General features: G+C 64.3%; 24 protein-coding genes. 19 read left to right on the top strand and 5 right to left on the bottom strand.

Annotated features, from left to right (window positions below; genetic code table 11):
- Positions 1–101: 101 nt before the first annotated feature.
- The 5 genes from rpsD to dsbD all read left to right on the top strand — a co-directional run bounded on the left by rpsD (position 102) and on the right by dsbD (position 4774).
- Positions 102–725 (top strand): 30S ribosomal protein S4, encoded by a 624-nt coding sequence (rpsD, locus tag DXT59_RS17030; RefSeq protein ID WP_116138057.1) that lies wholly within the window; start codon positions 102–104, stop codon positions 723–725.
- Positions 726–849: 124 nt separating this feature from the next.
- Positions 850–1827 (top strand): DNA-directed RNA polymerase subunit alpha, encoded by a 978-nt coding sequence (locus tag DXT59_RS17025; protein ID WP_102645123.1) that lies wholly within the window; start codon positions 850–852, stop codon positions 1825–1827.
- 159 nt (positions 1828–1986) lie between these two features.
- A complete protein-coding gene (rplQ, locus tag DXT59_RS17020; protein WP_085228303.1) occupies positions 1987–2382 on the top strand; it encodes a 50S ribosomal protein L17 in 396 nt (131 codons plus the stop codon).
- A gap of 213 nt (positions 2383–2595) precedes the next feature.
- The gene (gene cutA / locus DXT59_RS17015; protein WP_240324553.1) at positions 2596–2928 is read left to right on the top strand and encodes a divalent-cation tolerance protein CutA; all 333 of its coding nucleotides are present in this window, start codon (positions 2596–2598) and stop codon (positions 2926–2928) included.
- The gene (dsbD, locus tag DXT59_RS17010; RefSeq protein ID WP_116138055.1) at positions 2921–4774 is read left to right on the top strand and encodes a protein-disulfide reductase DsbD; all 1854 of its coding nucleotides are present in this window, start codon (positions 2921–2923) and stop codon (positions 4772–4774) included. Before cutA ends, dsbD begins: the two co-directional genes overlap by 8 nt.
- 102 nt (positions 4775–4876) lie before the next feature.
- On the opposite strand, the gene hemB is transcribed toward dsbD, so the two are convergent.
- Positions 4877–5875 carry a porphobilinogen synthase gene (gene hemB, locus DXT59_RS17005; RefSeq protein ID WP_116138054.1) on the bottom strand — a complete coding sequence of 333 codons (999 nt, stop codon included), beginning with the start codon at positions 5873–5875 and terminating at the stop codon, positions 4877–4879.
- Between the two features lie 246 nt (positions 5876–6121).
- Positions 6122–6766: a ribosome biogenesis GTP-binding protein YihA/YsxC gene (gene yihA, locus DXT59_RS16995; RefSeq protein WP_116138052.1), complete on the bottom strand. Its 645-nt coding sequence runs from the start codon at positions 6764–6766 to the stop codon at positions 6122–6124.
- Between the two features lie 328 nt (positions 6767–7094).
- On the opposite strand from yihA, the gene DXT59_RS16990 reads away from it, so the two are divergent.
- The 5 genes from DXT59_RS16990 to msrQ all read left to right on the top strand — a co-directional run bounded on the left by DXT59_RS16990 (position 7095) and on the right by msrQ (position 13303).
- Positions 7095–7754, top strand: a complete 660-nt coding sequence (locus DXT59_RS16990; protein WP_116138051.1) for a c-type cytochrome — start codon at positions 7095–7097, stop codon at positions 7752–7754.
- Between the two features lie 204 nt (positions 7755–7958).
- A complete protein-coding gene (locus DXT59_RS16985) occupies positions 7959–10187 on the top strand; it encodes a cytochrome c biogenesis protein ResB (protein ID WP_116138050.1) in 2229 nt (742 codons plus the stop codon).
- 15 nt (positions 10188–10202) lie between these two features.
- Positions 10203–11384 carry a c-type cytochrome biogenesis protein CcsB gene (ccsB, locus tag DXT59_RS16980; protein WP_116138049.1) on the top strand — a complete coding sequence of 394 codons (1182 nt, stop codon included), beginning with the start codon at positions 10203–10205 and terminating at the stop codon, positions 11382–11384.
- A 185-nt stretch (positions 11385–11569) separates the two neighbouring features.
- Positions 11570–12574, top strand: coding sequence for a protein-methionine-sulfoxide reductase catalytic subunit MsrP (msrP, locus tag DXT59_RS16975; RefSeq protein WP_116138048.1), 1005 nt, complete (start codon positions 11570–11572; stop codon positions 12572–12574).
- An 18-nt stretch (positions 12575–12592) separates the two neighbouring features.
- On the top strand, positions 12593–13303 hold the full coding sequence (msrQ, locus tag DXT59_RS16970; RefSeq protein ID WP_116138047.1) for a protein-methionine-sulfoxide reductase heme-binding subunit MsrQ: 711 nt from the start codon (positions 12593–12595) through the stop codon (positions 13301–13303).
- A gap of 81 nt (positions 13304–13384) precedes the next feature.
- On the opposite strand, the gene lysA is transcribed toward msrQ, so the two are convergent.
- Both lysA and lptM read right to left on the bottom strand, forming a co-directional pair.
- Positions 13385–14647: a diaminopimelate decarboxylase gene (gene lysA / locus DXT59_RS16965; RefSeq protein ID WP_116138046.1), complete on the bottom strand. Its 1263-nt coding sequence runs from the start codon at positions 14645–14647 to the stop codon at positions 13385–13387.
- A gap of 14 nt (positions 14648–14661) precedes the next feature.
- Positions 14662–14973 carry an LPS translocon maturation chaperone LptM gene (gene lptM / locus DXT59_RS16960; RefSeq protein WP_116138045.1) on the bottom strand — a complete coding sequence of 104 codons (312 nt, stop codon included), beginning with the start codon at positions 14971–14973 and terminating at the stop codon, positions 14662–14664.
- Positions 14974–15016: 43 nt separating this feature from the next.
- On the opposite strand from lptM, the gene cyaY reads away from it, so the two are divergent.
- A complete protein-coding gene (cyaY, locus tag DXT59_RS16955) occupies positions 15017–15334 on the top strand; it encodes an iron donor protein CyaY (RefSeq protein WP_116138044.1) in 318 nt (105 codons plus the stop codon).
- 67 nt (positions 15335–15401) lie between these two features.
- Here the strand turns inward: cyaY and DXT59_RS16950 are convergent, their stop codons facing one another.
- Complete coding sequence (locus DXT59_RS16950; RefSeq protein ID WP_116138043.1) at positions 15402–17834, bottom strand: penicillin-binding protein 1A; 2433 nt, start codon at positions 17832–17834, stop codon at positions 15402–15404.
- A gap of 217 nt (positions 17835–18051) precedes the next feature.
- On the opposite strand from DXT59_RS16950, the gene DXT59_RS16945 reads away from it, so the two are divergent.
- The 8 genes from DXT59_RS16945 to ugpB all read left to right on the top strand — a co-directional run bounded on the left by DXT59_RS16945 (position 18052) and on the right by ugpB (position 26527).
- Complete coding sequence (locus DXT59_RS16945; protein ID WP_116138042.1) at positions 18052–18852, top strand: hypothetical protein; 801 nt, start codon at positions 18052–18054, stop codon at positions 18850–18852.
- A gap of 11 nt (positions 18853–18863) precedes the next feature.
- A complete protein-coding gene (locus tag DXT59_RS16940; RefSeq protein WP_116138041.1) occupies positions 18864–19511 on the top strand; it encodes a hypothetical protein in 648 nt (215 codons plus the stop codon).
- Positions 19512–19636: 125 nt separating this feature from the next.
- Positions 19637–20452: a hypothetical protein gene (locus tag DXT59_RS16935; RefSeq protein WP_116138040.1), complete on the top strand. Its 816-nt coding sequence runs from the start codon at positions 19637–19639 to the stop codon at positions 20450–20452.
- A 41-nt stretch (positions 20453–20493) separates the two neighbouring features.
- Positions 20494–22116, top strand: coding sequence for a type IV pilus secretin PilQ (locus DXT59_RS16930; RefSeq protein WP_116138071.1), 1623 nt, complete (start codon positions 20494–20496; stop codon positions 22114–22116).
- 151 nt (positions 22117–22267) lie between these two features.
- Positions 22268–22774 (top strand): shikimate kinase, encoded by a 507-nt coding sequence (locus DXT59_RS16925; RefSeq protein WP_420823397.1) that lies wholly within the window; start codon positions 22268–22270, stop codon positions 22772–22774.
- Positions 22771–23847: a 3-dehydroquinate synthase gene (gene aroB, locus DXT59_RS16920; protein ID WP_116138038.1), complete on the top strand. Its 1077-nt coding sequence runs from the start codon at positions 22771–22773 to the stop codon at positions 23845–23847. The genes DXT59_RS16925 and aroB overlap by 4 nt, the downstream gene beginning before the upstream one ends.
- A gap of 69 nt (positions 23848–23916) precedes the next feature.
- A complete protein-coding gene (locus DXT59_RS16915; RefSeq protein WP_116138037.1) occupies positions 23917–25119 on the top strand; it encodes a deoxyguanosinetriphosphate triphosphohydrolase in 1203 nt (400 codons plus the stop codon).
- 79 nt (positions 25120–25198) lie between these two features.
- Entirely contained in the window at positions 25199–26527 is a 1329-nt protein-coding gene (ugpB, locus tag DXT59_RS16910) for a sn-glycerol-3-phosphate ABC transporter substrate-binding protein UgpB (RefSeq protein ID WP_116138036.1), read from the top strand.
- The last annotated feature ends 140 nt before the right edge of the window (positions 26528–26667 follow it).

The following is a 26667-nucleotide window of genomic DNA, read 5'->3' as shown; positions in this document are numbered from 1 at the left end:
CCGCGCATCGTTTGTGTTTGACTAAGCCCACCGTTCGTCCCCTCCGGGGAACGGACTAGCGCAGACGAAAGTTTGCGTGACTAAACCAGAAGGAAAGCAAAGTGGCACGCTATACCGGCCCTAAAGCCAAGTTGTCCCGCCGTGAAGGCACTGACCTGTTCCTGAAGAGCGCGCGCCGCTCGCTCGCCGACAAGTGCAAGCTCGATAGCAAGCCGGGCCAGCACGGCCGCACGTCGGGCGCCCGTACGTCCGACTACGGCACGCAGCTTCGCGAAAAGCAAAAAGTGAAGCGCATCTACGGCGTGCTCGAGCGCCAATTCCGCCGTTACTTCGCCGAAGCCGACCGCCGCAAGGGCAACACGGGTGAAAACCTGCTGCAATTGCTCGAGTCGCGTCTCGACAACGTCGTCTATCGCATGGGCTTCGGCTCGACGCGCGCCGAAGCACGCCAGCTCGTGAGCCACAAGGCGATCACGGTGAACGGCGTCGTGGCGAACATTCCGTCGCTGCAAGTGAAGGCGGGCGACGTGATCGCCGTTCGCGAGCAAGCCAAGAAGCAAGCCCGTATTCTCGAAGCGCTGTCGCTCGCCGAGCAAAGCGGTATCGCGAGCTGGGTTGCGGTCGATGCGAAGAAGTTCGAAGGCACGTTCAAGCAGATGCCGGAACGTAGCGATATCGCCGGCGACATCAACGAAAGCCTGATCGTCGAATTGTATTCGCGCTAATCGGATTTACGGCCGGGGTACCTCGATTGCGTTGCGCAAGGGGGAACCTCGGCTGTTTATTTTCAGGGTGTGACCGGTCAGCCTTATCGGTGTAACGAGCCGAGGGTATTGAAAAGGAAAACCTATGCAAACCAGTTTGTTGAAGCCCAAGATCATCGCTGTGGAATCGCTGGGCGAGAGCCACGCGAAAGTGGTCATGGAACCGTTTGAACGCGGTTACGGCCACACGTTGGGCAACGCGCTTCGGCGCGTGCTGCTGTCGTCGATGGTCGGCTATGCGCCGACGGAAGTGACGATCGCAGGCGTGGTGCACGAGTACTCGACGATCGACGGCGTGCAAGAAGACGTCGTCAACCTGCTCTTGAACATGAAGGGCATCGTCTTCAAGCTGCACAACCGTGACGAAGTGACGGTCACGCTGCGCAAGGAAGGCGAAGGTGTCGTGACGGCTCGCGACATCGAGTTGCCGCACGATTGCGAAGTGATCAACCCCGATCACGTCGTGGCGCATCTGTCGAAGGGCGGCAAGCTCGACGTGCAGATCAAGGTCGAGAAGGGCCGCGGCTATGTGCCCGGCAACGTGCGCCGCTACGGCGAGGAAACGGCCAAGATCATCGGCCGCATCGTGCTGGACGCGTCGTTCTCGCCGGTTCGCCGCGTGAGCTACGCCGTGGAAAGCGCCCGCGTCGAACAGCGTACCGACCTCGATAAGCTCGTGATGAACATCGAGACCAACGGCGTGATTTCGCCGGAGGAAGCGATTCGTCAATCGGCTCGTATTCTGGTCGACCAGTTGGCCGTTTTCGCGGCGCTGGAAGGCACGGAAGCCGCAGCCGAAGCCCCGTCGCGCGCGCCGCAGATCGACCCGATCCTGCTGCGTCCGGTGGACGATCTCGAGTTGACGGTGCGCTCGGCCAACTGCTTGAAGGCCGAGAACATCTACTACATCGGCGATCTGATCCAGCGCACGGAAAACGAGCTGCTCAAGACGCCGAACCTGGGCCGCAAGTCGCTGAACGAGATCAAGGAAGTGCTCGCGTCGCGCGGCTTGACGCTCGGCATGAAGCTCGAAAACTGGCCGCCGGCTGGTCTCGACAAGTAATGTATCGGGGCGCGTGCGCCCCACGTCTGGCAAAGACGCGGATTTTCCTTTAAAATCCGCGTCTTGTCTTTTTTCTTACCGGCCCGTGTCCGCACCGCTTGCTTCATTCGGCGGGGACGATAGAAGAGCTGGATCAAAACTTCGAACGAAGGAACTGAAATGCGTCACCGTCATGGTCTGCGGAAACTGAACCGCACGAGCAGCCACCGTCTGGCAATGCTCCGTAACATGTCCAACTCGCTGATCGAGCACGAAGTCATCAAGACGACGCTGCCGAAGGCGAAGGAACTCCGCAAGGTTGTCGAGCCGCTCATCACGCTCGGCAAGAAGCCCTCGCTCGCGAACCGTCGTCTGGCGTTCAACCGCCTGCGCGATCGCGACTCCGTCACGAAGCTGTTCGACGTGCTCGGTCCGCGTTTCGCGAACCGTCCGGGCGGCTATCTGCGCATCCTGAAGTTCGGTTTCCGCGTGGGCGACAACGCTCCGATGGCATTGGTCGAATTGCTCGATCGCCCGGAACCGGTGGAAGCGGAAGAAGTGCAAGAAGCTGAATAAAGACCGGGGCAAGCCGCACGGCTTGCCTTCGAGTGATTCGGCACAAGGGGTCAAGCGTGAGCTTGGCCCTTTTTGTTTGCGCATCGGATTTCAGGGAAGAACGGCGCCCGCGCGGCCAAGTGACGCGGCTCGCCCAGGCTGAGCGGGCCGAGAGGGCGAAAGCGCGGGCGGTGATACGATAGCGGCGTGTTGGATCGCTTCTAGGAAGACGCCTTGTCCTTGCCTGTGGTGCTCGTGTTGACGACGGTTCCCGATGACGAGTCGGCGCAAAAGCTCGCGCATGCCGCGCTGGAGTTGCGCTTGGCTGCGTGCGTGACGGAATTGGGCAAGGTGCGCTCTCGCTACCGATGGAAGGGCGAGATGGAAACCGCGGACGAAATCCAATTGCTGTTCAAAACCAGCGCCGCGCGCTCGCTCGAGCTCGAGCGATTCATTGCGGCGAATCACCCTTACGAGACCCCCGAATTGCTGACGTGGCAAGCCAATGCATCGGCCGCATACGGGGCCTGGGTGGTGACCGAGACCGATCGACCGACCCATGTTTAAGCCGCTTTCCAACTTCTCGCGCGTGCTCGCACGCGCCATGGTGTTTCTCATTGCATGCGCCGCGCTCGGGGCTGGGCTCGCCGGCGTGGCGCACGCGGACGATTTTCTCGATCCATCGGTCGCGTTCCGCTTCAGCGCCGAAGAAAAGCCGCGAGAAGTCGATGTCCACTTCAAGGTCGCCGATGGCTATTACCTGTATCGCGAGCGCTTTCAGTTCGCGGTGAAAAACGGCACGGCCACGCTCGGCGCGGCGCAAATGCCGGCGGGTCACGTCAAATTCGATCCGACGTTCGAGAAGAACGTCGAAACCTATCGCGGCGATCTGACCGTTCGCGTGCCGGTTCAGACCGCCTCGGGTCCGTTCGACCTCGTCGTCACGTCGCAAGGGTGTGCCGACGGCGGCATCTGTTATCCGCCTGCCGACCATGTCTATCACGTCAAAGGCGCCGCGTTGAACGCCGATGCGGGCGGTGCCGCGCCAACCGGAGGGGCCGCGACGCAGCAGGCCTCTTGGTACGAGCGGGCGACGAGCGCCGATTACGCGCAATCGCTATTGCAGGGCGGTAGTTTCGCCGCCACCGTGGGTTTGTATTTCTTGGCTGGGCTGGTATTGAGCCTGCTGCCGTGCTCGTATCCGATGATCCCGATCGTTTCGGCAATCATCATCGGGCAAGGCACGCAAGTCACGCGCGCGCGCGGGTTCGCCCTGTCGCTTGCCTATGTCGTCGGCATGGCGCTCGTCTATACGGCACTGGGGATCGCGGCCGCACTCGTCGGGCAGTCGCTCGGGGCCTGGCTGCAGAATCCCTGGGTCCTCGGGTTTTTTGGCGTGCTGTTGACCGCCTTCGCGTTGACGCTGATCGCCGGCGTCGATCTCGTGCTGCCGCAGCGCTGGCAAGACGGCGTATCGCAGGCGTCGAGCCGGCGTTCGGGCGGCACCTTCGCGGCCGTGGCCGTCATGGGGGCGCTCTCGGCGCTCGTCGTCGGCGCTTGTATGACGGCGCCGCTGTTCGCGGTGCTTGCCTTTATCGCGCATACGGGCAATGCCGTTCTCGGCGGCACGGCATTGTTTTCGATGGGACTCGGCCTCGGTGTCCCGCTGCTCATCATCGGGTTGGGCGCCGGCACGCTGCTGCCGCGCGCGGGCGCCTGGATGGATGGCGTCAAGGTGTTCTTCGGCGTCGTGTTGCTCGCCGCCGCGCTCTGGATCGTCTGGCCCGTATTGTCGTCGGCGGCGCAAATGGTGCTCGGCGCGCTATGGCTGTTGATCGCGGCGGCGGCGTTGGGACTCTTCACGCCCAATGCGGGCGGCCCCTCGGTCTGGCGCCGGTTGGGTCGCGGCCTCGGCGCGGCGCTCGCGATTTGGGCGGCGGCACTGCTCGTCGGCTTGGCGGCGGGTTCGGGCGATCCGGTGCACCCACTCCAGGTGCTGGCCGCGCGCGCAGCCGGTGGGCCGCAAGGCACGAGCGGTACCGTGCAGCCCGAAGCGAAATTTGCCCCGATTCAGTCGAGCGAGAAGCTCGATGCCGTGCTGAAGACCGATACGCGCCCCGCGATGCTCGACTTTTACGCGGACTGGTGCGTAAGCTGCAAGGAAATGGAGCGCTTCACGTTCTCGGACAAGCGCGTACAGGCGCGGCTTGCCGAGTTGCAGTTGCTGCGAGCGGACGTCACGGCGAACAATGTCGACGACCAAGCCTTGCTCAAACGCTTCGATCTATTCGGTCCGCCCGGGATCATCTTCTTCGACCGCACGGGCAAGGAAGTGCTGCGCGTCGTCGGCTACGAGTCGCCCGATAAGTTCTTGCGTAGTCTCGATCGCGTCGCGCCCGCATTGCAGTCTTGAGGCAAGCGGTGCGGGGCGGGCGCCGCTACCCGCTCCGATTGAGCGATCCCTCGGCCGCATGCTTGCAACCGCGAGGATCGCCCCGCGAAGGCGCTGCGATCGTTACTTCTGTGCCCGCAGCAGACGCGCCGCATCGAGCGCAAAGTAGGTCAGCACGCCATCCGCACCTGCGCGCTTGAATGCGAGCAACGACTCGAGCACGACCTTGTCGTGATCGAGCCAGCCGTTTTGCGCCGCGGCCTTGAGCATCGCGTATTCGCCGCTCACCTGATAGACGTAGGTCGGAAAGCGAAACTCGTCCTTCACGCGGCGCACGATATCGAGGTACGGCATGCCGGGCTTGACCATCACCATGTCGGCGCCTTCGTCGATATCCATGCGCACCTCGCGCAGCGCTTCATCCGAATTGGCCGGATCCATCTGGTAAGTCATCTTGTTGCTCTTGCCCAGATTCGTCGCGGAGCCTACCGCGTCGCGGAACGGACCATAAAACGCCGAGGCGTACTTGGCTGCGTACGCCATGATGCGCGTGTAGATGTGCCCCTCGCTTTCGAGCATTTCGCGCAGGGCGCCGATGCGCCCGTCCATCATGTCCGACGGCGCGACGATGTCGACGCCGGCCTCGGCCTGGGCGCGCGCTTGCTCGACGAGGATCTCGACCGTTTCGTCGTTCAGCACGTAGCCCGCTTCGTCGAGCACGCCGTCTTGCCCGTGGCTCGTGTAAGGATCGAGCGCGACGTCGGTCAACACGCCGAGTTCCGGAAAGCGCTTTTTCAACTCGCGCACGGCGCGCGGAATCAATCCCTCGGGGTTCGCCGCCTCGCGGCCATCGGGGGTCTTCAGCGCCGGCTCGATCGCCGGAAACAGCGAGAGCACCGGTACGCCGAGCGCCACGCATTGCTCTGCCACGCCCATCAACAGATCGACCGAGACGCGCTCGACACCCGGCATCGAGGCGACGGGTTGACGGACGTTATTGCCGTCGACGATGAACACGGGGTAGATCAAGTCGTTCGTCGTCAGCGTGTTTTCGCGCATAAGCCGGCGAGAAAAATCGTCACGACGCATGCGGCGAGGGCGGTGATGCGGATAGAAGCTCATAGGGGCGAAATCGCTATCGGTGAGTGAAAGCGCCGGCCTGGCCGGCACAAAAACTTTTGCAAACAATGGTATATGATAGCGATCGAGCGAAGCCCGTGCCTCCCAGTGAGCGCACGTCGCGGATCTCCCCGCTTCTCCTCCCTGAGCGGGTGCCTGTCGTTTTTTCGATTAGGCTGTTCAACCCGCCGGCATTCGGCGGGTTTTTTTATGGGCATTCGTCGTAGGTTTGGCAAGCATCTGCCGCGACTACATGTCGCGGGCGGCACCCTCGCCGGCTAGCCAGCCTTCGAGCCGCGCGTGGGCTTCGTCGAGGCCGACGCGCTTGAGCGCCGAGAACAACTGCGCCGAGAGTTCGCCCTTGAACCCGGCGGCCCGATACTCGGCGAAACCTTTCTCGGTCGCGCGCAGGGCATTGACGCTTTCTTGGCGCGTCAGTTTGTCGCACTTGGTCAAGAGCGCATGGATCGGCTTGCCCGTGGGCGCGAACCATTCGATCATGCGCCGGTCGAGTTCGGTCAACGGGCGCCGCGAGTCCATCATCAGCACCATCCCGCGAAGCTGGGCGCGGCTTTGCAGGTAGCTCGAGAGCAGCGCTTCCCAATGCGCCTTGGCCGCGCCGGGCACTTCAGCGTAGCCGTAGCCGGGCAAGTCCACGAGATAACCCGCGGGCTCGGCTTCGGGCCCGACGCTGAAGTAGTTGATATGCTGCGTGCGGCCGGGCGTTTTACTCGCGAAAGCGAGCCGCTTTTGGTTGCACAAAATGTTGATCGCCGTCGATTTTCCGGCGTTCGAGCGTCCGGCGAAGGCGATCTCGGGCTGGACCGTCGCGGGCAGGTCGCGCAGATGATTGACGGTCGTATAGAAGCGGGCTTGGTGCAACAAGAAGGCCATGGCGAGACAGGAAGGAGAGTGCGGGAATGCGCCCGAAGAACGGCGCGGACGAGGCGGGGGCTTGCCCGACTGGCGTCTTGGCGAATAGCGAGTTATTGTACAATACGACGGTTTACTGGAGACCGATCGAGGTGTTTGTCAAGCTTTTGTCAAGCGCTTCGTCACTTATGGCCGTGCGACTTTTGGCGGTGATCGGTTGCTGTCGTTTTTGCTTCAACCTCTCGGGAAAACGCCGGGCCGCTTGGCGATCCCGCCGTCCGCAAGGGCGGCGTCCGAATTCGGGCGCTAGAGGACACTCTATTCTCACAAGACGAAACCGGGTGTGCGAATGAATCGACTGTGCAAGTCTTTGAAGGTGCTTGAGGTCGTTGCAGCAGCGGGTTTGTTGAGTTTGGCGGCACAAACGAGAGCGGCGGATTCTCCGAAGCCGGATTTGAATCGAGGGCAGGCGATCGCGACGCAGGTATGCGCCGCGTGTCATGGAGCGGACGGCAACAGCGCGAGCGGATCGTTTCCGAAATTGGCGGGGCAGCAGCAGGCTTACCTCGTCAAGCAGTTGAAAGACTTCAAAGTGCAAGCGGGCGCGAAAGCGGCCGCGCGCAAGAACGACATCATGGCCGGCATGGCGGGTGCGCTAAACGACCAGGACATGATCAACGTGTCCGCGTATTTCGCGAGCCAAACGCCGAAGCCCGGGTTCGCGCACGATCCGGCCGCGGTGCAGGAAGGGCAGAAGATTTACCGTGGCGGCATCGCCGAGAAGAACGTGCCGGCGTGCGCCGCTTGCCACGGGCCGACGGGGACGGGTATCCCCGTGCAGTACCCGCGCTTGTCGTGGCAGTGGGCCGACTACACGGTGACGCAGTTGCACGCGTTCCAGCAGGGTCCGGGGGCGCGTAACAACAGCGACGTAATGCACGCGATCGCCTCGCGGCTCTCGGATAACGAGATCAAGGCGGTTGCCGATTACATCGCCGGCCTGCACTGAGCACCACCGGGAACGAACGAAGCGCCGGGTCTCCCGGCAAGAACAACAAGGGTGGGAGCGCCACCGCCTCCGGCGGTCGGCCCTCACCCTTTTTTGCTGTAACGAGATGGATAGCGCCGGGCCGTCGCTCAACGACGGCCGGCCGATCGAAGGATGAGACCTGGGTGGCCCTCGATGCGCTCGCCCCGGTCCACGGGAGTTTGAATGAGCGTCAGTACGTCGGGTTTTGAGTTGAAGTCGGACCGCCGGGTCCTCACGCATGTCATCGAGCTTTTGAGTTCGATGCGCTTCGCCATCGCGCTGCTCGTCGTGTTGGCGATCGCGAGCATCGTGGGGACCGTGCTGACGCAAGACGACCCTTACCCCAACTACGTCAATCAGTTCGGTCCATTCTGGGCCGACATCTTCCGCGCGGCCGGTCTGTTCACGGTGTATAGCGCGTGGTGGTTCATGCTGATTCTCGGCTTTCTGATCGTGTCGATCTCGCTGTGCGTGATACGCAATGCGCCGAAGATGATCGCCGACATGAAGAGCTGGAAGGACAAAGTGCGCGAAGGCAGCTTGCGCGCTTTCCACCATAAGGCCGAGTACGCCGCCGGCGCGGCGCGCGCCGATACGGCGCAGCGTTTGTCGGCGCTCGCGGGCAAGCTCGGTTACCGGTATGTCGTGCGCGAAACGGAAGGCGCGACGCTCGTGGCGGCCAAGCGCGGCGCGCTCTCGAAGATCGGTTATATCTTTGCGCACTTGGCGATCGTCGTGATCTGTATCGGCGGGCTGATGGACAGCAACTTGCCGATCAAATTCCAAATGTGGCTGTTCGGCAAATCGCCGATCTCCACGAGCGCGGTCATCAACGACATTTCGGGGGCGCACCGGCTTTCGCCGTCCAACCCGACATTTCGGGGCTACGCCTGGGTGCCGGAGGGGCAGCACGTGTCCACCGCGATCCTCAATCAGCCGAACGGCTCGTTGATTCAGGACCTGCCGTTCTCCATCGAGCTCCAGAAGTTCATCGTCGACTATTACTCGACGGGCATGCCCAAGCTGTTCGCAAGCGATATCGTCGTCGTCGATCATCAAACGGGCAAACGCATCCCGGCGCGCGTCGAAGTGAACAAGCCGTTCGAATACGACGGCGTTTCGATCTATCAATCGAGCTTCCAAGACGGCGGCTCGCAAATGTCGATGACGGCTTGGCCGATGACGGGCGATACGACGAAGACGGTGCCGGTCTCCGGAACGATCGGCAGCGCGGCGCCGCTTGCGGCCTCGATGCCCGGCGTCAACGGTCAAACCGTGGAGTTCGCCGATTTCCGCGCGATCAACGTGGAGAACATCACAAACGGCAGCGGCCAGACCGATGCGCGCGGGGTCGTCGTCCATCATTCCGTCGAGCAGATGCTCGACGCCAGGCTCGGCTCGGGCGCCAAGTCGTCCAAGCAAATGGATCTGCAAAACGTCGGGCCGTCGGTTCAGTACAAGATTCGCGGCACCGATGGGCAGGCACGCGAGTTCAATAACTACATGCTGCCGATCGAGGTCGAGGGGGCGCGCTACTTCCTCGCCGGTATGCGCACGACGCCCAACGATCCGTTCCGCTATCTGCGCATCCCCGCCGACGAGCAAGGCGGCCTGACGCAATGGATGCGGCTGCGTGCCGCGCTGGCCGACCCGGGCCTGCGCGCACAGGCCGCGCATCGGTTCGCCGAGCGCTCGGTGGCCGATGCGAATCCGGAACTGCGGACCCATCTCGAGGAAAGCGCCGCGCGCGTACTCAACCTGTTCGCGGGCGCCGACGACAGCGTGACGAAAATGGCGCCGGGCATGGCACCGGGCGGGTTCCAATCGATCGCCGCGTTTATCGACCACTCGGTGCCGAAGGGCGAGCAAGAAAAGGCGGCGTCGCTGCTACTGCGTATGCTCGAAGGTTCGACCTGGGATTTGTGGCAACTCGCGCGCGAACGCGCGGGCGAGCCCGACGCCAAGGCCACGCCGAGCGCCAGCCGTTTCGTGCAGAATTCGATCAACGCCCTTTCCGACAGCTTCTTGTACGGATCTCCTGTCTATTTGCAGCTTGATTCGTTCAAACAGGTGCAGGCGTCGGTGTTCCAGCTCACGCGCGCGCCCGGCACGAAAGTGGTGTATCTTGGCAGCTTGCTGCTCGTCGCGGGCATCTTCTCGATGTTCTACGTGCGCGAGCGGCGGCTCTGGTTCTGGCTCAAAGACGCGGCGACGGGCACGACCGTGGTGATGGCGATGTCGACGGCACGTAAAACGCTCGACTTCGACAAGGAATTCGCAACGGTGCGCGACGCGGTCGGCGCCGTGCTCGGCGCGGCGCCGCACGACGCGCCGCCATCGATCCATCATCCCCGCGCGCAAGACGGCGCGCAGTTGCCGGCGCTCGAATCGTCCTCCGGCTCGCAAGACTGACACTCGATATTCATCATGGACCTGACTCACGCTTCTCGATCCGGCCCGGCCGCGGATTCGGCCGCCGGTGCGCTCGACGAACGTTCGTTCCTGCGCCGCCTCGGCATCATCGATTGGGTGTTCGCGGCGCTCGTCGCCGGCGGGGCCGGCTTCGCGCTGTCCCGCTATCACGCCTACATGAACTATTACGACAAGCTCGTGCTCGTGTGCACGGTGCCCGCGCTCCTCGTGCTCGGCTGGCGCTGGAAGCCGGTTCGACTGCTCGCGGCCGGTATCGCCGCGTTCTCGTTGCTGTCGTTGCAGATTTATCACGGCGATTTGGCGCGCGCCGATTCAGCCTTCTTCTTGAAGTACTTCTTGTCGAGCCAGTCGGCGATCCTGTGGATGAGCGCATTGTTCGTCCTCGCCACGTTGTTCTATTGGATCGGACTGCTGTCGCGCTCGCCGTCGGGCGCCGCGATCGGTTCGAAGCTCACTTGGTTTGCCGTGTTGATGGGCTTCACGGGCATGATGGTGCGTTGGTATGAGTCGTACTTGATCGGAAGCGACGTCGGCCATATCCCGATCTCGAACCTCTACGAAGTGTTCGTCCTCTTTTGCCTGATTACGGCGCTGTTTTATCTGTATTACGAGCGGCACTACGCGACGCGTTCGCTTGGTGCGTTCGTGCTGCTCATCATCAGCGCGGCCGTCGGCTTCCTCATGTGGTACTCGGTTGCGCGCGACGCTCAGCAGATTCAGCCGCTCGTCCCCGCGCTGCAGAGCTGGTGGATGAAGATTCACGTGCCGGCCAACTTCATCGGCTACGGTTCGTTCGCGCTCTCGGCCATGGTCGCCGTGGCGTATTTGCTCAGCGAGCGCGGGATCTTGGCCGACCGCCTGCCTTCACTCGTCGTGCTCGACGATGTCATGTACAAGTCGATCGCCGTCGGGTTTGCCTTCTTTACCGTGGCGACGATTCTCGGCGCGCTGTGGGCCGCCGAAGCATGGGGCGGCTATTGGAGTTGGGACCCGAAGGAAACCTGGGCGCTCATCGTATGGCTCAACTATGCCGCCTGGTTGCATATGCGCTTGATGAAGGGCCTGCGCGGCACGGCGGCGGCTTGGTGGGCGCTGACCGGCCTCATCGTGACGACGTTTGCGTTCCTCGGCGTGAACATGTTCCTGTCGGGGCTGCATAGCTACGGCAAGCTGTAAGGACGCGCCTGCGCCGATTTCGATCGCGCTCCGTCACGAAGAAACCGCCGCAGGTTTGCTCTTGCGGCGGCTTTTTTTTTGTTCGTCGGCGCAATTCGGTGCATCCGAACGGTGTTTGCGCCGGTATATACGGCAGTGGGGCGTCATCGAGCAGCGGCCCGGTTTCTTTCATCAGGAGCAGCATCGTGTTGATCAAACGAGAGCAGCGGATCTTACTGGCCGGCGAGGACATCGCCGCGAGCGACATTACCGCGCGTGCGGTATTCGACAATCGGCGGCGCGTTTTGCAAGCAGCGGGCGCTGCGGGCTTGGCCGTCGCCGGTGGTGCGCTAGGGTTCGGCCGCGCCGCGTTCGGGGCCTATGCGTCGCCCGATGCCAAAGCGCACAAACTAGTCGCGGCGACCAACGCCAAGTTCGTCGTCGACGAAAAGGTCACGCCGTATCAAGACGTGACGACGTATAACAATTTCTACGAGTTCGGCACCGGCAAGAGCGATCCGTCCCAAAACGCGGGCACATTGCGTCCCCACCCGTGGCGCATCAGCGTCGAGGGCGAGATCAAGAACCCGAAGGTGTACGACATCGACGAGTTGCTGAAGCTCGCGCCGCTCGAAGAGCGCGTCTACCGGCATCGATGCGTGGAAGGATGGTCGATGGTCATTCCATGGGTGGGCTACCCCCTCGCGGAGCTGATCAAGCGCGCGCAGCCGACGAACAATGCGAAATTCGTGCAATTCATCACGCTTGCCGACCCGTCCCAGATGCCTGGAATCGCCGATCCGATCCTCAATTGGCCGTATTCCGAAGGATTGCGGATGGACGAAGCGCTCAACCCGCTGACGCTGCTCACCATGGGCGTGTACGGGCAGGTGTTGCCGAATCAAAACGGCGCCCCCATCCGCGTCGTTTTACCGTGGAAGTACGGCTTCAAAAGCGCGAAATCGATCGTCAAGATCCGCTTCGTCGAGCAACAACCGCCCACGAGTTGGAATACCTACGCGCCGCATGAATACGGGTTTTATTCGAACGTGAACCCGAACGTGGACCATCCGCGCTGGAGCCAAGCCACCGAGCGGCGGATCGGCGAAGACGGCTTTTTCAAGCCGAAGCGCAAAACGCTGATGTTCAACGGGTACGGGCCGCTCGTCGCCTCGATGTATCAGGGCATGGATCTGCGCAAATACTTTTAAGCCGACGAGGAGCGCCGCATGTCAGTCGAGAGCCAAACGTTGAGACGCGGCGAGCCGCCCGCGGGGCGCGTTTCGCCGAGCGCGCGCGCGGCGGGCACCGCCGGCCGCCGAGCCGGGGGCGAGCGTTGGCTCGCACCGGCCAAGATCGCCGTCTTCATCGCCGCCCTATATCCACTGGCCCGCATCGTGTTCTTCGGCCTGACCGATCGGCTCGGAGCGAACCCCATCGAGTTCATCACGCGCTCGAGCGGGCTGTGGACCCTCGTGTTCTTGTGCATCACACTCGCCGTCACGCCGGTGCGCCGGCTCACGGGCATCAACGCATTGCTGCGATTCAGACGAATGCTAGGCCTGTACGCATTCTTTTATGCGGTGCTGCATCTGACGACCTATGTGTGGTTCGATAAGTGGTTCGACGTCGCGGACATGCTGAAGGACATCGGAAAGCGTCCGTTTATTACGGTCGGATTTCTGGCTTTCGTCTTGTTGATTCCGCTGGCGGCAACCTCGCCGCGAGCGGCCGCGCGCAAGCTGGGGCGACGCTGGCAAACGCTGCATCGCGCGATTTATCCTATCGCCGTGCTTGCGATTTTGCATTTCTGGTGGATGAGGGCGGGCAAGCACGACCTGATCTTGCCGAAGACCTACGGTGCGATCGTTCTCATCTTGCTGGGCTGGCGCTTGGCGACGTGGGGCGCCGGCAAACTCACCGCGACCAAGCGCGCTTGAGTTGCATCGAAATAAATGCAAAGGGCCGCCGCGTGGCGGCGGCCCTTATGGGCGGTCAGCGCTAAGTAGTAGTGCGTACGGTTAGCGCGGCAGAATCGATTCGCCGGCGAAGAGTTCGGGCACGGTCTCGCGAGCGCGAACCAGATGGACTTCGCCGCCGTCGACCATGACTTCGGCGGCGCGCGGTCGCGTGTTGTAGTTCGAACTCATGGCGAACGAGTAGGCGCCGGCCGAGCGGATCGCCAGCAAGTCGCCCGGCTCGATCGCCAGCGCACGCTCGCGGCCGAGCCAATCGCCGCTCTCGCAGACGGGGCCGACGACGTCGTAGACGTGCGGTGCGTCTTGGCGCGGCACGACGGGATCGATCGCATGATAGGCCTGGTACATCGCGGGCCGCGCGAGATCGTTCATCGCGGCATCGACGATCGCGAAATTCTTCTCGGCCCCGGGCTTCAGGAACTCGACGCGCGTCAGCAAAATACCGGCGTTGCCCGTTACCGAGCGCCCCGGTTCGAAGAAAACCTCACGATGGCCGTGGCCCCGCGCCTCGATGCGCGCGAGCAGCGTGCGCACGAATAGGCCCGTCTCCGGCGGCGTTTCGGTCGAGTAGGTGATGCCGAGACCGCCGCCGACATCGATGTGACGAATGCGAGCGCCGTCCGCTTCGATTTGCGTGACGAGATCGAGCAGCTTATCGAGTGCGTCGATGTACGGCGCGATCTCGGTGATCTGCGAACCGATATGGCAGTCGATGCCGACCACCTCGAGATGTTCGAGCGCCGCGGCCGCGCGGTAAGCCGAGCGCGCTTCGTCGAAAGCCACGCCGAACTTGTTCGCCTTGAGCCCCGTCGAGATATACGGGTGTGTCTTCGGATCGACGTCGGGATTGACGCGCAACGAGATCGGCGCCTTCTTGCCGCGTTGTCCCGCCACGGCATTGAGGCGATCGAGTTCGGCGATCGATTCGACGTTAAAGCATTTCACGCCGGCGTCGAGTGCCTGGCGCATTTCGTCCTCGCTCTTGCCGACGCCCGAAAACACGATGTCTTTCGCTTGACCGCCCGCGGCCAGCACGCGCGCGAGTTCGCCGCCCGAGACGATATCGAAGCCCGCGCCCAGGCGTGCGAACACGTTGAGCACGGCCAGGTTTCCGTTGGCTTTGACGGCGACGTGCACGCATGCCCGGTGTCCTTCGCAGGCTTTCGCGTAGGCTTGGTAGGCCTCGGTCAACGCGGCGCGCGAGTAGACGAAAAGGGGCGTGCCGAAGCGTTCGGCAAGCGTGACGGCGCTGACGCCTTCGGCGTGCAGCACGCCGTCGACATAGGCAAAGGCGGAGTGAGACATGCGAAAGTCCTGCGTTATTGATCGGGGGCGGCGCTCGATGCGGCCGCCGGCGCGGCCTGGCTACCGGCGTGCGGCGTGCTGCCTAGTGAATCGGCCGGTGCCAGCGTGAGCGGCGCATGGGCGTCGTTGCCGGACGAGTCGATCTCGCCCTGGGAGCCCGTGCTGCCCGCCGGCGCTTCAGGCGCGGTGCGAATGACGGGTTTCTCAGGCAGCGGAGGAACGCTCGGCAGGTAAAGCGGCCCGCGTTGACCGCATCCGGTCAGCGCCGCGCTTGTCGCAACGGCCAAAGCCGCTACAATCGCGCTCATCCTGAAAACGACTCGCATGACTGTGTCTAATGAGCTGTGAGTTCAACCGGCGGAGTTTAGCATGACCGACAGCGACTACCTTTCCCGTGCGGAGGCCGTACTCTCGAGCATCGAGGAGGCCGTCGACGATAACAGCGCCGACATCGAACTCGATCGCAGCGGCAACGTATTGACGCTCGAATTCGAGAACGGCTCCAAGATCATCGTCAATCTGCAGCCCCCCATGGAAGAAATCTGGATCGCCGCGAAATCCGGCGGATTTCACTTCAAATTCGTCGACGGACGCTGGCTCGATACGCGCAGCGGCCGCGAGTTTTTCGAGGCGCTTTCCGATTACGCGACGCAGCAGGCCGGCGAGAGCGTGACGTTCTCGGCCTAATGCACCCGCCGCGCTAGGACGCTCTCGGCGGCCTCGCGGCGGTGCAAGACGCGTGGGCTCGCCACGATTACTGCGCGCCGCCGGGTTGCGACGCGGCGGGAGGCTCATCGTAGTGCCCGCCCGTCGCGGATTGCTCGGTCTCGCCGTCCGAACCGGTTTGCGGCTCGCCTGCGTGCAAGGCCGCTTCGCTGATGCCGACGGTCGAGACGAATCCTTGGCCCGGCAAGAACGAATCGAAATACAGTTCGCCGCCGATCGTGGCGACGTCCGGCGGCATCGGCATTTGATACTCGGGCACGCCCTTCAGCGCTCGGCCCATATAGTCCATCCAGACCGGCAACGCAAGGCCGCCCCCGGTTTCGCGATCGCCGAGGCTGCGCGGTGCGTCGTAGCCGATCCATGCGATCGCCGTCAGCGTGTGCTGGTAGCCCGCGAACCATGCATCGCGTGAATCGTTCGTCGTCCCCGTCTTGCCGGCCAGGTCTTTACGTCCGAGTGCGTTCGATTTTGCTCCGGTGCCGCGCTGCGCGACGCTTTGCAGCAAGCTCGTCATCACATAGTCGTTGCGCGCATCGATGACGCGCGGCGCATCGCGTTCGGCCACGATCGGCTGCGCACGCGCGAGCACGGTGCCGTCCAGATCGGTGACCTCGGAGATCAGGTAAGGATTGACGCGATAGCCGCCGTTCGCGAAAACGGAGTAGGCGCCGGCCATCTGTAACGGCGTGACGAGCCCCGCGCCGAGCGCCATCGGCAGGTAAGCCGGGTGCTTATCGGCGTCGAACCCGAAGCGTGTGATGTATTGCTGGGCGTAGTGGGTGCCGATATGCGACAGGATCCGGATCGACACCAAGTTGCGCGACTTTTGGAGTGCCGTGCGCATCGTCATCGGGCCGTCGAAGCCGCCGCCGTAGTTTTTTGGTTCCCAGGGGCGTCCGCCTGTCTCGCCCGCGCTGAAGTAGAGCGGGGCGTCGTTGATGATGGTGGCGGGGCCCAGTCCTTTATCGAGCGAGGCCGAATAGATGAACGGCTTAAAGCTCGAGCCGGGCTGACGCCACGCTTGCGTTACGTGGTTGAACTTGTTCTTCCCGAAATCGAACCCGCCGACGAGCGCGCGGATCGCGCCGTCGCGCGGCACCATCGATACGAACGCGCCCTCCACCTGCGGCAATTGGACGATCGACCAAGCACCGGTACTGTCTTCGGCCAGGCGGACGATCGCGCCGGGACGCATGCGCGCGGCGCTTTTCCCGCGCGCGCCGAGCGCGGCTGCGGCGAAGCGCAGACCCTCGCCGCTCACGACCGCCTCCGTGCCGTCGGCCAGCACCGCGCGCACTTGCGCCGCATCGGCCGCGACCACCACACCGGCGACGATGTCTCCGTCGTCGGGATACTTCTCGAGCGCCGCGGCGATCGCGTCGGCGCGTTTGCCCGGATCGGACGGAAGTTCGACGTACGCCTCGGGACCGCGGTAGCCATGGCGAGCGTCGTAACCGAGCAGGCCTTCGCGCAGCGCCCGATAGGCGCTGTCCTGATCGCCCGAGTCGATCGTCGTGACGACGCTCAGGCCGCGCGTGTAGGCCTCATCGTGATATTGCGCGACCATCGCTTGCCGGACCATCTCGGCCACGTATTCGGCATGCACGCTGAATTGCTGCGCCGGGGCCGCCGCGACGGTGAGCGGCTCGGCGACGGCCGCGTCGTACTGCGCGCGCGTGATGTCGTGCAAGGCCAGCATGCGCTGCAGGATGTATTGCTGACGCAGCTTCGCGCGCGACGGATTGACGACGGGATTGTAGGCCGACGGCGCTTTCGGCAGCCCTGCCAGCATCGCCGCCTGCGCCAGCGTAATGTGCGAAATGTCCTTGCCGAAGTAAATCCGGGCGGCGGAGGCGAAGCCGTAAGCGCGCTGCCCGAGAAAGATCTGATTCATGTAAACCTCGAGAATCTGATCTTTCGTCAACTCGCGTTCGATCTTGTACGCGAGCAGCATCTCGTAAATCTTGCGCGTGTAGGTCTTCTCGCTCGACAAAAAGAAATTGCGCGCGACTTGCATCGTGATCGTGCTCGCGCCTTGCGTGGCATGGCCGTTGGTCAGCGCGGCGACGCCCGCCCGCACGACCCCGGCCAAATCCACCCCGCCGTGCTCGTAGAAGCGCGCATCCTCGATCGCCAGGATGGCCTGCTTGAGATACGCCGGTACTTCGCCGATATGCACCACGTCGCGCCGTTCTTCGCCGAACTCGCCGATCAGGACGTGATCGGCGGTGTACACGCGCATGGGCACCTTGGGCCGATAGTCGGTGAGCGCGTTGAGCGACGGTAGACGCGGCGCGGCGATGACCAGCGCATAAAACAGTACGAGCGCGCACGAGATGGACACGAACGCGACCGTGCCCAAGCACCAAAGCGCAAGACGCGTGTACCAGCGGCGACGCCTAGGGGGCGCGGGCGGCGGGGGCGGGGGTGACGACGGGAGGGGAAGCGGCTGCGAATCCATAACGAAACTGACGTGCGATGGCCGCGATTATAGCGGCGCCGGGTGAAGCTTTCGGTTGGCTTAATGGCCAATGCGCATTTCGATGCCGTCGCGGCGCCTCGGAATCGCATTGGCCATCCGGACGAATGTCCGCGTGAGCCGGCGCTGCGCACAATTGCCCGCAATCGGCCGATGCCGCCGCTCATCCCGAGGGGCCGGCCGTCCGCGAGGAATTGCCATGCAGATCAGAGATACCCTTTGCCCGATACGGCGCTTCGCAGCCGGCATCGACGTCGGTCCGCGCGAGGTGCGCCTAGTCATTGCCAGCCGCGCTCGGCGCGGCAGGCGGCCGGTCGGGGTCGATTGGACCGGGTTCGCCCCGCTCGCGCCCGGCGCCGTGCGCGGCGTTCACCTCGTCGATCGAGCTGCGCTCGTCGAGGCTTTATCCGCGTTGCGAGCGCGCATGCCGCGCCGGCGAGCCATGCGCGGCATGCCGTGCGCGATGGCGATACCCGCGGCGGTCGCGGGCGATCCGACGGTGCCGGCGAACCCTCATCTGCAAGCGCGCATCGAAATAGCGGCAGCCGCGGGTATCGCGCTGGCCGCCGTCGATAGCGAGCCGTCGGCCGCGTTGCGCGCGCTAGCCCATGCGGCGCACTGCACGTTGCGTCCGGATGCGCGATTCGTCGCGCTCTGGGCGGGCTATGACGGATTGCACGGTTGGCGTGTTGTCGACGATAGGGTGCAAGCCAGCATTCGTTTTCCGGGCGGCGAGCACGCCGATCCCGAGTCCGCGCTGAGGGCGTTGGCGGGCGCCGAGGCGCTCGACCGTGCGCTCGTCGGCGGCGACGTTCACTTGCTCGAGCGCGCCGGGCTCGCTTTGGCGGATATCGGCGAATGCGTCGGTTGTACGGTTGTTCCGTTCGAGTGTGATTCGTTCGATTCCGGCGGTGGCGTGCTCGCCCGGCATGGCGATTGGCGCCGGGCAGCGGGCTTCGCCGTCGCGTTCGGCTTGGCGTTGAGCGGGGTGTCCGAATGAGTTCGGTTGCCATGGATTCGCCTGCTTGGGCGCATGGCGGGCCCGATGCGCTTCCCGGTTTAAGCCGCACGCAGCCCCGGCGCGGCATTGCTCGGCATTGGATCGAAGGCGTGGCGGCGGTGCTCGCCGGGGCGTTGATCGCAATGGGCTGTGCGGGCATGCGCTCGAGCGACGACGGGGCGAGCGCGCGGCGCGTGTCGCTCGAGCGGGAACTTTCCGAATTGTCATCGCCGCTTGCCGAATTGGCGCGCTTGGAAAGAGCGAGCCACCTCTCCCACGAGAGCGCGGCGTCGGCCGCGGCTCGGGCGCGACCCTACCTCGAACTGCGTGCGCTGCTCGATACGTTGAGCCGCGAAGCGGCCACGGGCGTGACAGTCAGCCGTTTGCGGCAGACCCGCGAGGGATTCGAATTGCGCATCGTGGGCGAGGATAGTGCCGTCTGCGCGTCGTGGGTCGCCCGCCTAGCGCGCCGGGCCGAGTGGAAGAGCGCGCAGATCGTCGAATTCAAGTTCGCCGCCGCGCCCATTGACGCGAATGCCAGCCGCGCGGTCGAGGCTACCGTACGGCTGCCGATGGATCTCTCGGCCGCGGGGCCGGAGACCGCGCAAAGACAGCCAATCGGCGGGTCGGACGAGCCGGCGTTGCGGAGGGAACGATGAACGTCGCGCGGCTTCGTCGAACGATTCGTCGGATGCGTCGAGCGATCTCGCGTCCCGTGCTCATCGTGCGGCCGGCTCGTGTACGACGATGTCCTGCGCGACGCTGGGACGTAAAACGGCGGCTCATGGCCTGCACGGCCGCGGCGTCGGGCTCGTTCGTGGCCGCGACCTATGCCTGGCGTGCATTGGACGCCGATAGTCGGGCGGCGAGCGCGGCGGCGATCGAGACCATGCAAGCTCGCCTGCATGAGAGCCGGGCCACGCTTGCCCGGTTGCCGGAGGCGCGGCGCAGGGCGCGTGAGGCGGCGCCGGCGGCCTCGGCGAGCCATGCGGCCGGCGCGCAGTGGCATGCCGTCGCCGAACTCGCGTCGCGCACCGGCGTGAGACTGCGCACGCTCGCGCCCGCCTCCGGAGCGAGCGGCCAACGCGTGTCGAAAGGGAGCGGCGCGCCGCGGACCTTGCGCGTCGACGGCGAGGCCGGCTTCTCGCAGTTATTTGCCTTTTTCACGGGGCTTTCGTCGCTGCCGATGCTGGTCGTGCCTGAGGCCGTCGATATCAAGCACGACAAAGGCAGTCTTGCCCTAGGCGCGACGTTCGGCCTATTCGATAAGCCGCCGATGCCGATCGCGCCAACCGGCGAGGCAAGCGCGGCGGACCGGGACGCCGCGCTCGCGAGCGCGAGTCTCCCGGCGAACGATCCGTTCGGGCCCGGCGAGCCCACGGCTTACGCCGGCGCTCGAGCGGGGCGGTTGGTCGGTGTCATGCGCGGCGCTGGGCGGGCGCTGGCTTTATGGGAGGCGCCGGGCGGATCTCACGCGCTCGCCGCCGAGCCCGGCGAGACGGTGGGGATGGACCGGCTCGTGTCGATCGATGCCGCCGGTGTGACGCTCGCGGGCAGCGGGCAGCCGCGCAGAGTCTCGATGTCGGAGAACAAGCCGTGAATCCGGATCGCAAAACCGTGCTTGTTCGCGTTGCCGTCCGGATGATGCCGGCGTTGCTCGCGGCTTTGTTCGCATCGGCGCACGCGTCGGCGGATATCGCGCGGACGCCGCCGCTGCCCCCGTTGCCGCCTTTGCCGGCCGCAATCGGTGACGACGACCGCGCGGCGCCGTGGCCCAGCGTGGGCGAGCCGCCGCTCGAGCCCGATGCGATGCCCGAAGACGTGGATGCGGCCGAACAAGCGTGGGACGCCAACGAGCCGACGGCACAGCCGGCCAAGGGGGCGCGGGCCGAGTCCGGCGGCGAGCCAGGCGTCGCGGTAAGCACAGCGATAAGCGCAGGGGCGCAGTTGCCGCCAGGCCTCGAGGGGCCGCCCGTGCCGCTGGCACCGGCTGCGCGCATGAGCGATGGCGAGCATGAGCGCTCCGCCGGGAGTCCCGACGACGACAAGCCGCTTACGATGCGCTTCAAGCATGCGGAGCTGGCGGACGTGCTCGATGCGTTTTCCCGTTTCACGGGGCTGAATATCGTCGCGAGCGAGCGCGTGCGTGGGCGCGTCTCGCTAAGCTTGACCGGCGTTCCGTGGCGCGTGGCGTTCGATACCTTGCTCGATGCGCACGGCCTCGCGATGTCGCGGCGCGGGAACGTCATCTGGGTCGCGCCGCTCGCGGAACTGGCGGCCCGCGAGCGGCAACGGTTCGAGACGCACGCGCGGGCGGCCGATCTCGAACCGTTGGCGAGCCGCACGTTCGCGCTCAGCTACCCGCGCGCCGAAGAGGTGCAGCGGCTGTTGACGGCGCCGGGCACCCAGCGCGTCTTGTCCAAGCGCGGCGCGGCGATGGCCGACGCGCGCACGAATCTGCTGTTCGTAACGGACTTGAAGGCACGTTTGGAGCAGGTGGCCGAACTGATCGAAACGATCGACCAGCCGAACCGCCAGGTGCTGATCGAGGCGCGCATCGTCGAGGGAGAGCGCGGTTTCACCCGTGAACTGGGCGCGCGCCTGTCGTTGCGTTCGGCCGGCGGTGATGCGTCTGACGCGCTCGCCCTAACACGAGGCCTGACGAGCGGCGCGGGAGGCCATATCCACGATTTGGCGGCGCGCACGATCGCGGGCTTCGAGGCAGCCACGGCGGGGCTGACGCTTTTCGCGGCGGGCGCCACGCGCTGGGTGACGGCGGAGCTGTCCGCGCTCGAGGCGCAGGGACGCGGGCAAATCGTATCGAGTCCACGCGTCGTAACGGCGGATAGGACGAAGGCACTCGTCGAGCAAGGCACCGAACTGCCTTACCAAGCCAAGGTGCGCAACGGCGTATCGGGCGTGCAGTTTCGCCGCGCGAGCCTGAAACTGGAGGTCGAGCCGCGGATCACGCCGCGCGGCCGCGTCATCCTCGATCTCGACATCGCCAAGGATAGCGTCGGCAAATCGACGGCCGGCGGGCCTGCCATCGATACGAAGCACGTACGCACGCGGGTGGAGGTGGAGGACGGCGGGACGGTCTCGATCGGCGGCATTTACGAGAGTCAAGACCGCGACGATGTGACGCGCGTTCCACTGTTGGGCAAAATACCGCTGTTAGGGGCGCTTTTTCGCCATCGGGCGGTGCGCGAGCAGCGCAGCGAACTCGTCGTTTTCATCACGCCGAAAATCGTGCCCATCGATTGAGCGGCACGCCTGGCGAGGCCGCGCGCGCGGGCCGCCGGGCTCGACAAGGCGGCGGCTTTGCCAGTAAGCTGCGCCACGAACCATAGCCGATTGAACAGAGGATACCTTGCAAGAGCGGGGCGCCAACACCAACATTTTTTTCGTGGGGCTCATGGGCGCCGGTAAGACGACCGTCGGCCGCGCCGTGGCCCGCCGGCTTGGGCGGCCATTCTTCGATAGCGACCACGAAATCGAGGCGCGTACGGGCGCCCGCATCCCCGTCATCTTCGAGCTCGAGGGCGAGGCGCGGTTTCGCGAACGCGAGGCGCAAGTGATCGCCGAGCTCGCCGCCCGCGATTCGATCGTGCTCGCAACGGGCGGCGGCGCGGTCTTGCGTCCGGAAAATCGCGCGGTGCTGCGCGAGCGCGGTCTCGTCGTTTATCTTCGAGCCAATCCGCACGATCTCTGGCTGCGCACGCGCAAAGACAAGAATCGGCCCTTGCTGCAAATCGAAGATCCGAAGGCCAAACTCGAGGCACTCTACAGCGAGCGCGATCCGCTTTATCGCGAATGCGCGCACTTCATCGTCGAAACCGGGCGGCCGTCCGTCAATGGGCTCGTGAACATGGTGCTCATGCAACTCGAGCTGGCCGGCATCACCAAACAGATACAGCCATGATTACCGTCAACGTCGACCTCGGCGATCGTTCGTACCCGATTCGCATCGGCGCCGAGCTGATCGGCCAAACCGAATTGTTCGCGCCGCACATCGCGGGTTCGTCCGTCACGATCGTGACGAACGAAACCGTGGAGCCGCTTTACGGCGAGCCGCTGCGGGCAGCGCTTGCCCCGCTCGGCAAGCACGTCTCGACCGTCGTGTTGCCCGACGGCGAGGCCTACAAGAACTGGGAAACGCTAAACACGATTTTCGATGCGCTGCTGGGCGCGCAAGCCGACCGCAAGACGACGCTGATCGCGCTGGGCGGCGGCGTAATCGGCGACATGACGGGCTTCGCGGCAGCCTGCTACATGCGCGGGGTACCGTTCATCCAAGTCCCCACGACGCTGCTTTCGCAAGTCGATTCGTCGGTGGGCGGCAAGACGGGCATCAATCATCCGCTCGGCAAGAATATGATCGGCGCGTTCTACCAGCCGCAAGCGGTGATCGCCGATATCGCCGCGCTGCGCACGCTGCCCGAGCGAGAGCTGGCGGCCGGCTTGGCCGAGATCATCAAGACGGCTGCGATCGCCGACGCCGCTTTCTTCGAATGGCTCGAACAAAACATCGAGGCGCTCAATCGCCGTGAACCGGCGGCGCTCGTGCATGCCGTGAAGCGCTCCTGCGAAGTGAAGGCATCGGTCGTGGCGGCCGACGAACGCGAGGGCGGTCTGCGCGCGATTCTCAATTTCGGCCACACGTTCGGGCATGCCATCGAAGCGGGCCTCGGGTACGGCGAATGGCTGCACGGAGAGGCAGTCGGGTGCGGCATGGTCATGGCGGCCGATCTGTCGGTGCGGCTCGGGCTGCTCGACGAAGCGGTGCGCCGCCGGCTCGTCGCCTTGATCGAAGCGGCGCGGCTGCCCACGCGCGCGCCGGCGCTCGGCGATGCGCGCTATATCGAACTCATGAAGGTCGATAAGAAAACCGAGGCCGGCACGATCAAATTCATCTTGCTCAAAAAACTCGGCGAAACGCTGATCACGGACGCTGCCGAGCCGGCATTGCGCGCGACGCTCGCCGCGAGCCTTTGAGCCAATAGCTGCCAACGCACCGCGCAGCACGCATGCGGGAGGGAAACGATGAGCGCAGGGGCTGACCGAATGCGGCAACCGGCGACGACCGGCACGCCGAAAGGTGACGTGCATACGGCACTCGTCGAGCCGCCGACGCTCGCGATGCTGGAGGCGCATCTTGCGCCCTACGCCGCGCATTCCGTCACGTCGCGCGGACGTCGATTTCCGGAGGCGCCGCCGTCGGCGCGCACCGAATTTCAGCGCGACCGCGACCGGATCGTCCATTCGACGGCATTCAGGCGGCTCGAATACAAGACGCAGGTTTTTGTCAACCACGAGGGCGATCTGTTCCGAACGCGACTGACGCATAGCTTGGAAGTCGCGCAAATCGCGCGGTCGGTGGCCCGCAATCTGCGCCTGAACGAAGACCTCGTCGAAGCCATTTCGCTCGCGCACGATTTGGGCCATACGCCCTTCGGCCATGCCGGGCAAGATGCGCTGAACGAATGCATGCGCGACCATGGCGGCTTCGAGCACAACCTGCAAAGCCTGGCTGTCGTCGACGAACTCGAGGAGCACTACGGCGGTTTCAACGGACTGAACTTGTGCTTCGAAACGCGCGAGGGCATTTTGAAGCACTGCTCGCGCGAGAATGCGCTGAAGCTAGGCGATCTCGGCGAGCGTTTTCTGTCGGGCAAACGCCCGTCGCTCGAAGCGCAAATCGCCAACATCGCCGACGAAATCGCCTATAACAATCACGATGTCGACGATGGTCTACGCTCCGGACTCCTGACCATCGAACAACTCGCGCAAGTCGAACTCTGGCAGACGCATTACGAGCAAGCCCAGCGCGAATACAAGCAACTGGACGGCCGCCGGATGGTGCATGAGACCGTACGCCGGATGATCAATACGCTCATCGTCGATCTGATCGAAACGACACGGCGAAACCTGGCCGCGCATGCACCGGGATCGCTCGATGCGGTGCGCTCGGCGCCGCCGCTCGTCGCGCATAGCGGCGCCGTCGCGGCGCAGGCCACCGAACTCAAGCAGTTTCTGTTCAAGAATTTGTACCGGCATTACCGCGTGATGCGCATGGCGAGCAAGGCGCGGCGCGTCATTCGCGGCTTGTTCGATGCGTTCAGCGAAGACCCGCGCCTGTTGCCGCCGGCGTACTTCGCAAACGACGATGCGGCGCAGCCGCGCTTGATCGCGCATTACATCGCGGGCATGACCGACCGCTATGCGCTCAAGGAGTACCAACGTTTGTTTGTCATCAACGATAACTAAAATGCCGCCCCGGCACGGCGCGCGAAGACCGCGTGCGGGGCGATCGTGGTTTGGAGAGGGTTTACCTTAGGAGAACTAAATGAGCAAGGGTTGCAAGACGGTGGTCCGGTCGCTCGTACTGGGCGCCGCGCTCGTCGGGGCGAGTCACGCGGCATTGGCCGCGACGGAGATTCAGTTTTGGCATGCGATGGAGGCCGCGCTCGGCGAGCGCTTGACCGATATCGCGAACGATTTCAATCAGTCGCAAGGCGACTACAAGATCGTCCCGGTCTTCAAGGGCACATACGATCAAACGCTCGCGGCGGGCATCGCGGCCTATCGTAGCGGCAATGCGCCGGCGATCTTGCAAGTCTATGAAGTCGGCACGGCGACCATGATGGCGGCCAAGAAGGCCGTGCTACCGGTGACGGACGTATTCAAGCAGGCCGGCGTGCCGCTTGACCAGAAGGCGTTCGTGCCGACGATCGCCAGCTACTACACCGATGCGAAAACCGGCGAACTCGTGGCCATGCCGTTCAACAGTTCCACGCCGGTGCTCTACTACAACAAGGAAGCCTTCAAGAAGGCGGGCCTCGATCCGAACCAGCCTCCGAAGACGTGGGACGACGTGCGCGCCGATGCCAAAAAGCTGAAGGCAGCGGGCATGTCGTGCGGCTTCACCACGGGTTGGCAAGGCTGGATTCAACTCGAAAACTATAGCGCTTGGCACGGCGTGCCCTACGCGTCGGAGAACAACGGCTTCGACGGCCTCGGCGCGAAGCTCGAATTCAACAAGCCGCAGCAGATCGCCCATATCCAGTTCCTGCAAGATATGGCCAAGGACGGTTCGTTCACCTACGTCGGCCGCAAGGACGAAGCGGTCTCGAAGTTCTATAGCGGCGATTGCGGGATTCTGACGAACTCGTCCGGTTCGCTCGCCACGATCCGCAAGTACGCGAAGTTCGATTTCGGTACGGGCATGATGCCGTACGACGCCAATGTGAAGGGCGCGCCGCAAAACGCGATCATCGGCGGCGCCAGCCTTTGGGTGCTCGCGGGCAAGGATCCGAACGTCTATAAGGGCGTCGCCAAGTTCCTGACGTATTTGTCGTCGCCGGCCGTGGCCGCCAAGTGGCATGAGGATACGGGCTACTTGCCCGTGACGACGGCCGCCTACGACCTCGCTCGCAGCCAGGGCTTTTATGCGAAAAATCCCGGGGCCGATACGGCGATCAAACAGATGCTGAACAAGCCGCCGCTGCCTTACACGAAGGGCCTGCGTTTGGGCAACATGCCGCAGATTCGCACCATCGTCGACGAGGAACTGGAACAGGTGTGGGCCGGCAAGAAGTCGCCCAAGGACGCGCTCGACTCCGCGGCCGCCCGCGGCGACGAACTTTTGCGCCGCTTTCAGCAAGCGGGTCAGTAAGATCCGAGCACGCGGGCCGCGCACGCCGGAGAACGGCTTGCGCGCCGCCCGTGCGATTGGAAGCGCTCCAGTTCTCTTTGAGATTCGCCGCGCCGCCGGCGTCCGGCGCGTCGCTTATTCGGCGACGCGAACGGGCGAGG

Origin of the sequence: Trinickia diaoshuihuensis, from assembly GCF_003390925.1 — a bacterium.
GTDB lineage: Bacteria > Pseudomonadota > Gammaproteobacteria > Burkholderiales > Burkholderiaceae > Trinickia > Trinickia diaoshuihuensis.
Note: the sequence above shows the minus strand (reverse complement) of the source record. Positions and strands in the feature narration are given on the sequence as shown.

Excerpts from the sequence above, each read along its gene's own strand:
- DXT59_RS16945 (WP_116138042.1), top strand. The coding sequence starts at position 18,052 with ATGCAGATCAGAGATACCCTTTGCCCGATACGGCGCTTCGCAGCCGGC.
- lptM (WP_116138045.1), bottom strand. The coding sequence starts at position 14,973 with ATGCGAGTCGTTTTCAGGATGAGCGCGATTGTAGCGGCTTTGGCCGTT.
- ugpB (WP_116138036.1), top strand. The coding sequence starts at position 25,199 with ATGAGCAAGGGTTGCAAGACGGTGGTCCGGTCGCTCGTACTGGGCGCC.
- DXT59_RS16940 (WP_116138041.1), top strand. The coding sequence starts at position 18,864 with ATGGATTCGCCTGCTTGGGCGCATGGCGGGCCCGATGCGCTTCCCGGT.
- hemB (WP_116138054.1), bottom strand. The coding sequence starts at position 5,875 with ATGAGCTTCTATCCGCATCACCGCCCTCGCCGCATGCGTCGTGACGAT.
- DXT59_RS16935 (WP_116138040.1), top strand. The coding sequence starts at position 19,637 with ATGGCCTGCACGGCCGCGGCGTCGGGCTCGTTCGTGGCCGCGACCTAT.
- DXT59_RS16915 (WP_116138037.1), top strand. The coding sequence starts at position 23,917 with ATGCGGCAACCGGCGACGACCGGCACGCCGAAAGGTGACGTGCATACG.
- dsbD (WP_116138055.1), top strand. The coding sequence starts at position 2,921 with ATGTTTAAGCCGCTTTCCAACTTCTCGCGCGTGCTCGCACGCGCCATG.
- DXT59_RS16990 (WP_116138051.1), top strand. The coding sequence starts at position 7,095 with ATGAATCGACTGTGCAAGTCTTTGAAGGTGCTTGAGGTCGTTGCAGCA.
- lysA (WP_116138046.1), bottom strand. The coding sequence starts at position 14,647 with ATGTCTCACTCCGCCTTTGCCTATGTCGACGGCGTGCTGCACGCCGAA.
- DXT59_RS17025 (WP_102645123.1), top strand. The coding sequence starts at position 850 with ATGCAAACCAGTTTGTTGAAGCCCAAGATCATCGCTGTGGAATCGCTG.
- yihA (WP_116138052.1), bottom strand. The coding sequence starts at position 6,766 with ATGGCCTTCTTGTTGCACCAAGCCCGCTTCTATACGACCGTCAATCAT.
- cyaY (WP_116138044.1), top strand. The coding sequence starts at position 15,017 with ATGACCGACAGCGACTACCTTTCCCGTGCGGAGGCCGTACTCTCGAGC.
- aroB (WP_116138038.1), top strand. The coding sequence starts at position 22,771 with ATGATTACCGTCAACGTCGACCTCGGCGATCGTTCGTACCCGATTCGC.
- DXT59_RS16950 (WP_116138043.1), bottom strand. The coding sequence starts at position 17,834 with ATGGATTCGCAGCCGCTTCCCCTCCCGTCGTCACCCCCGCCCCCGCCG.
- DXT59_RS16925 (WP_420823397.1), top strand. The coding sequence starts at position 22,268 with ATGGGCGCCGGTAAGACGACCGTCGGCCGCGCCGTGGCCCGCCGGCTT.
- rplQ (WP_085228303.1), top strand. The coding sequence starts at position 1,987 with ATGCGTCACCGTCATGGTCTGCGGAAACTGAACCGCACGAGCAGCCAC.
- DXT59_RS16930 (WP_116138071.1), top strand. The coding sequence starts at position 20,494 with ATGATGCCGGCGTTGCTCGCGGCTTTGTTCGCATCGGCGCACGCGTCG.
- DXT59_RS16985 (WP_116138050.1), top strand. The coding sequence starts at position 7,959 with ATGAGCGTCAGTACGTCGGGTTTTGAGTTGAAGTCGGACCGCCGGGTC.
- ccsB (WP_116138049.1), top strand. The coding sequence starts at position 10,203 with ATGGACCTGACTCACGCTTCTCGATCCGGCCCGGCCGCGGATTCGGCC.
- msrQ (WP_116138047.1), top strand. The coding sequence starts at position 12,593 with ATGTCAGTCGAGAGCCAAACGTTGAGACGCGGCGAGCCGCCCGCGGGG.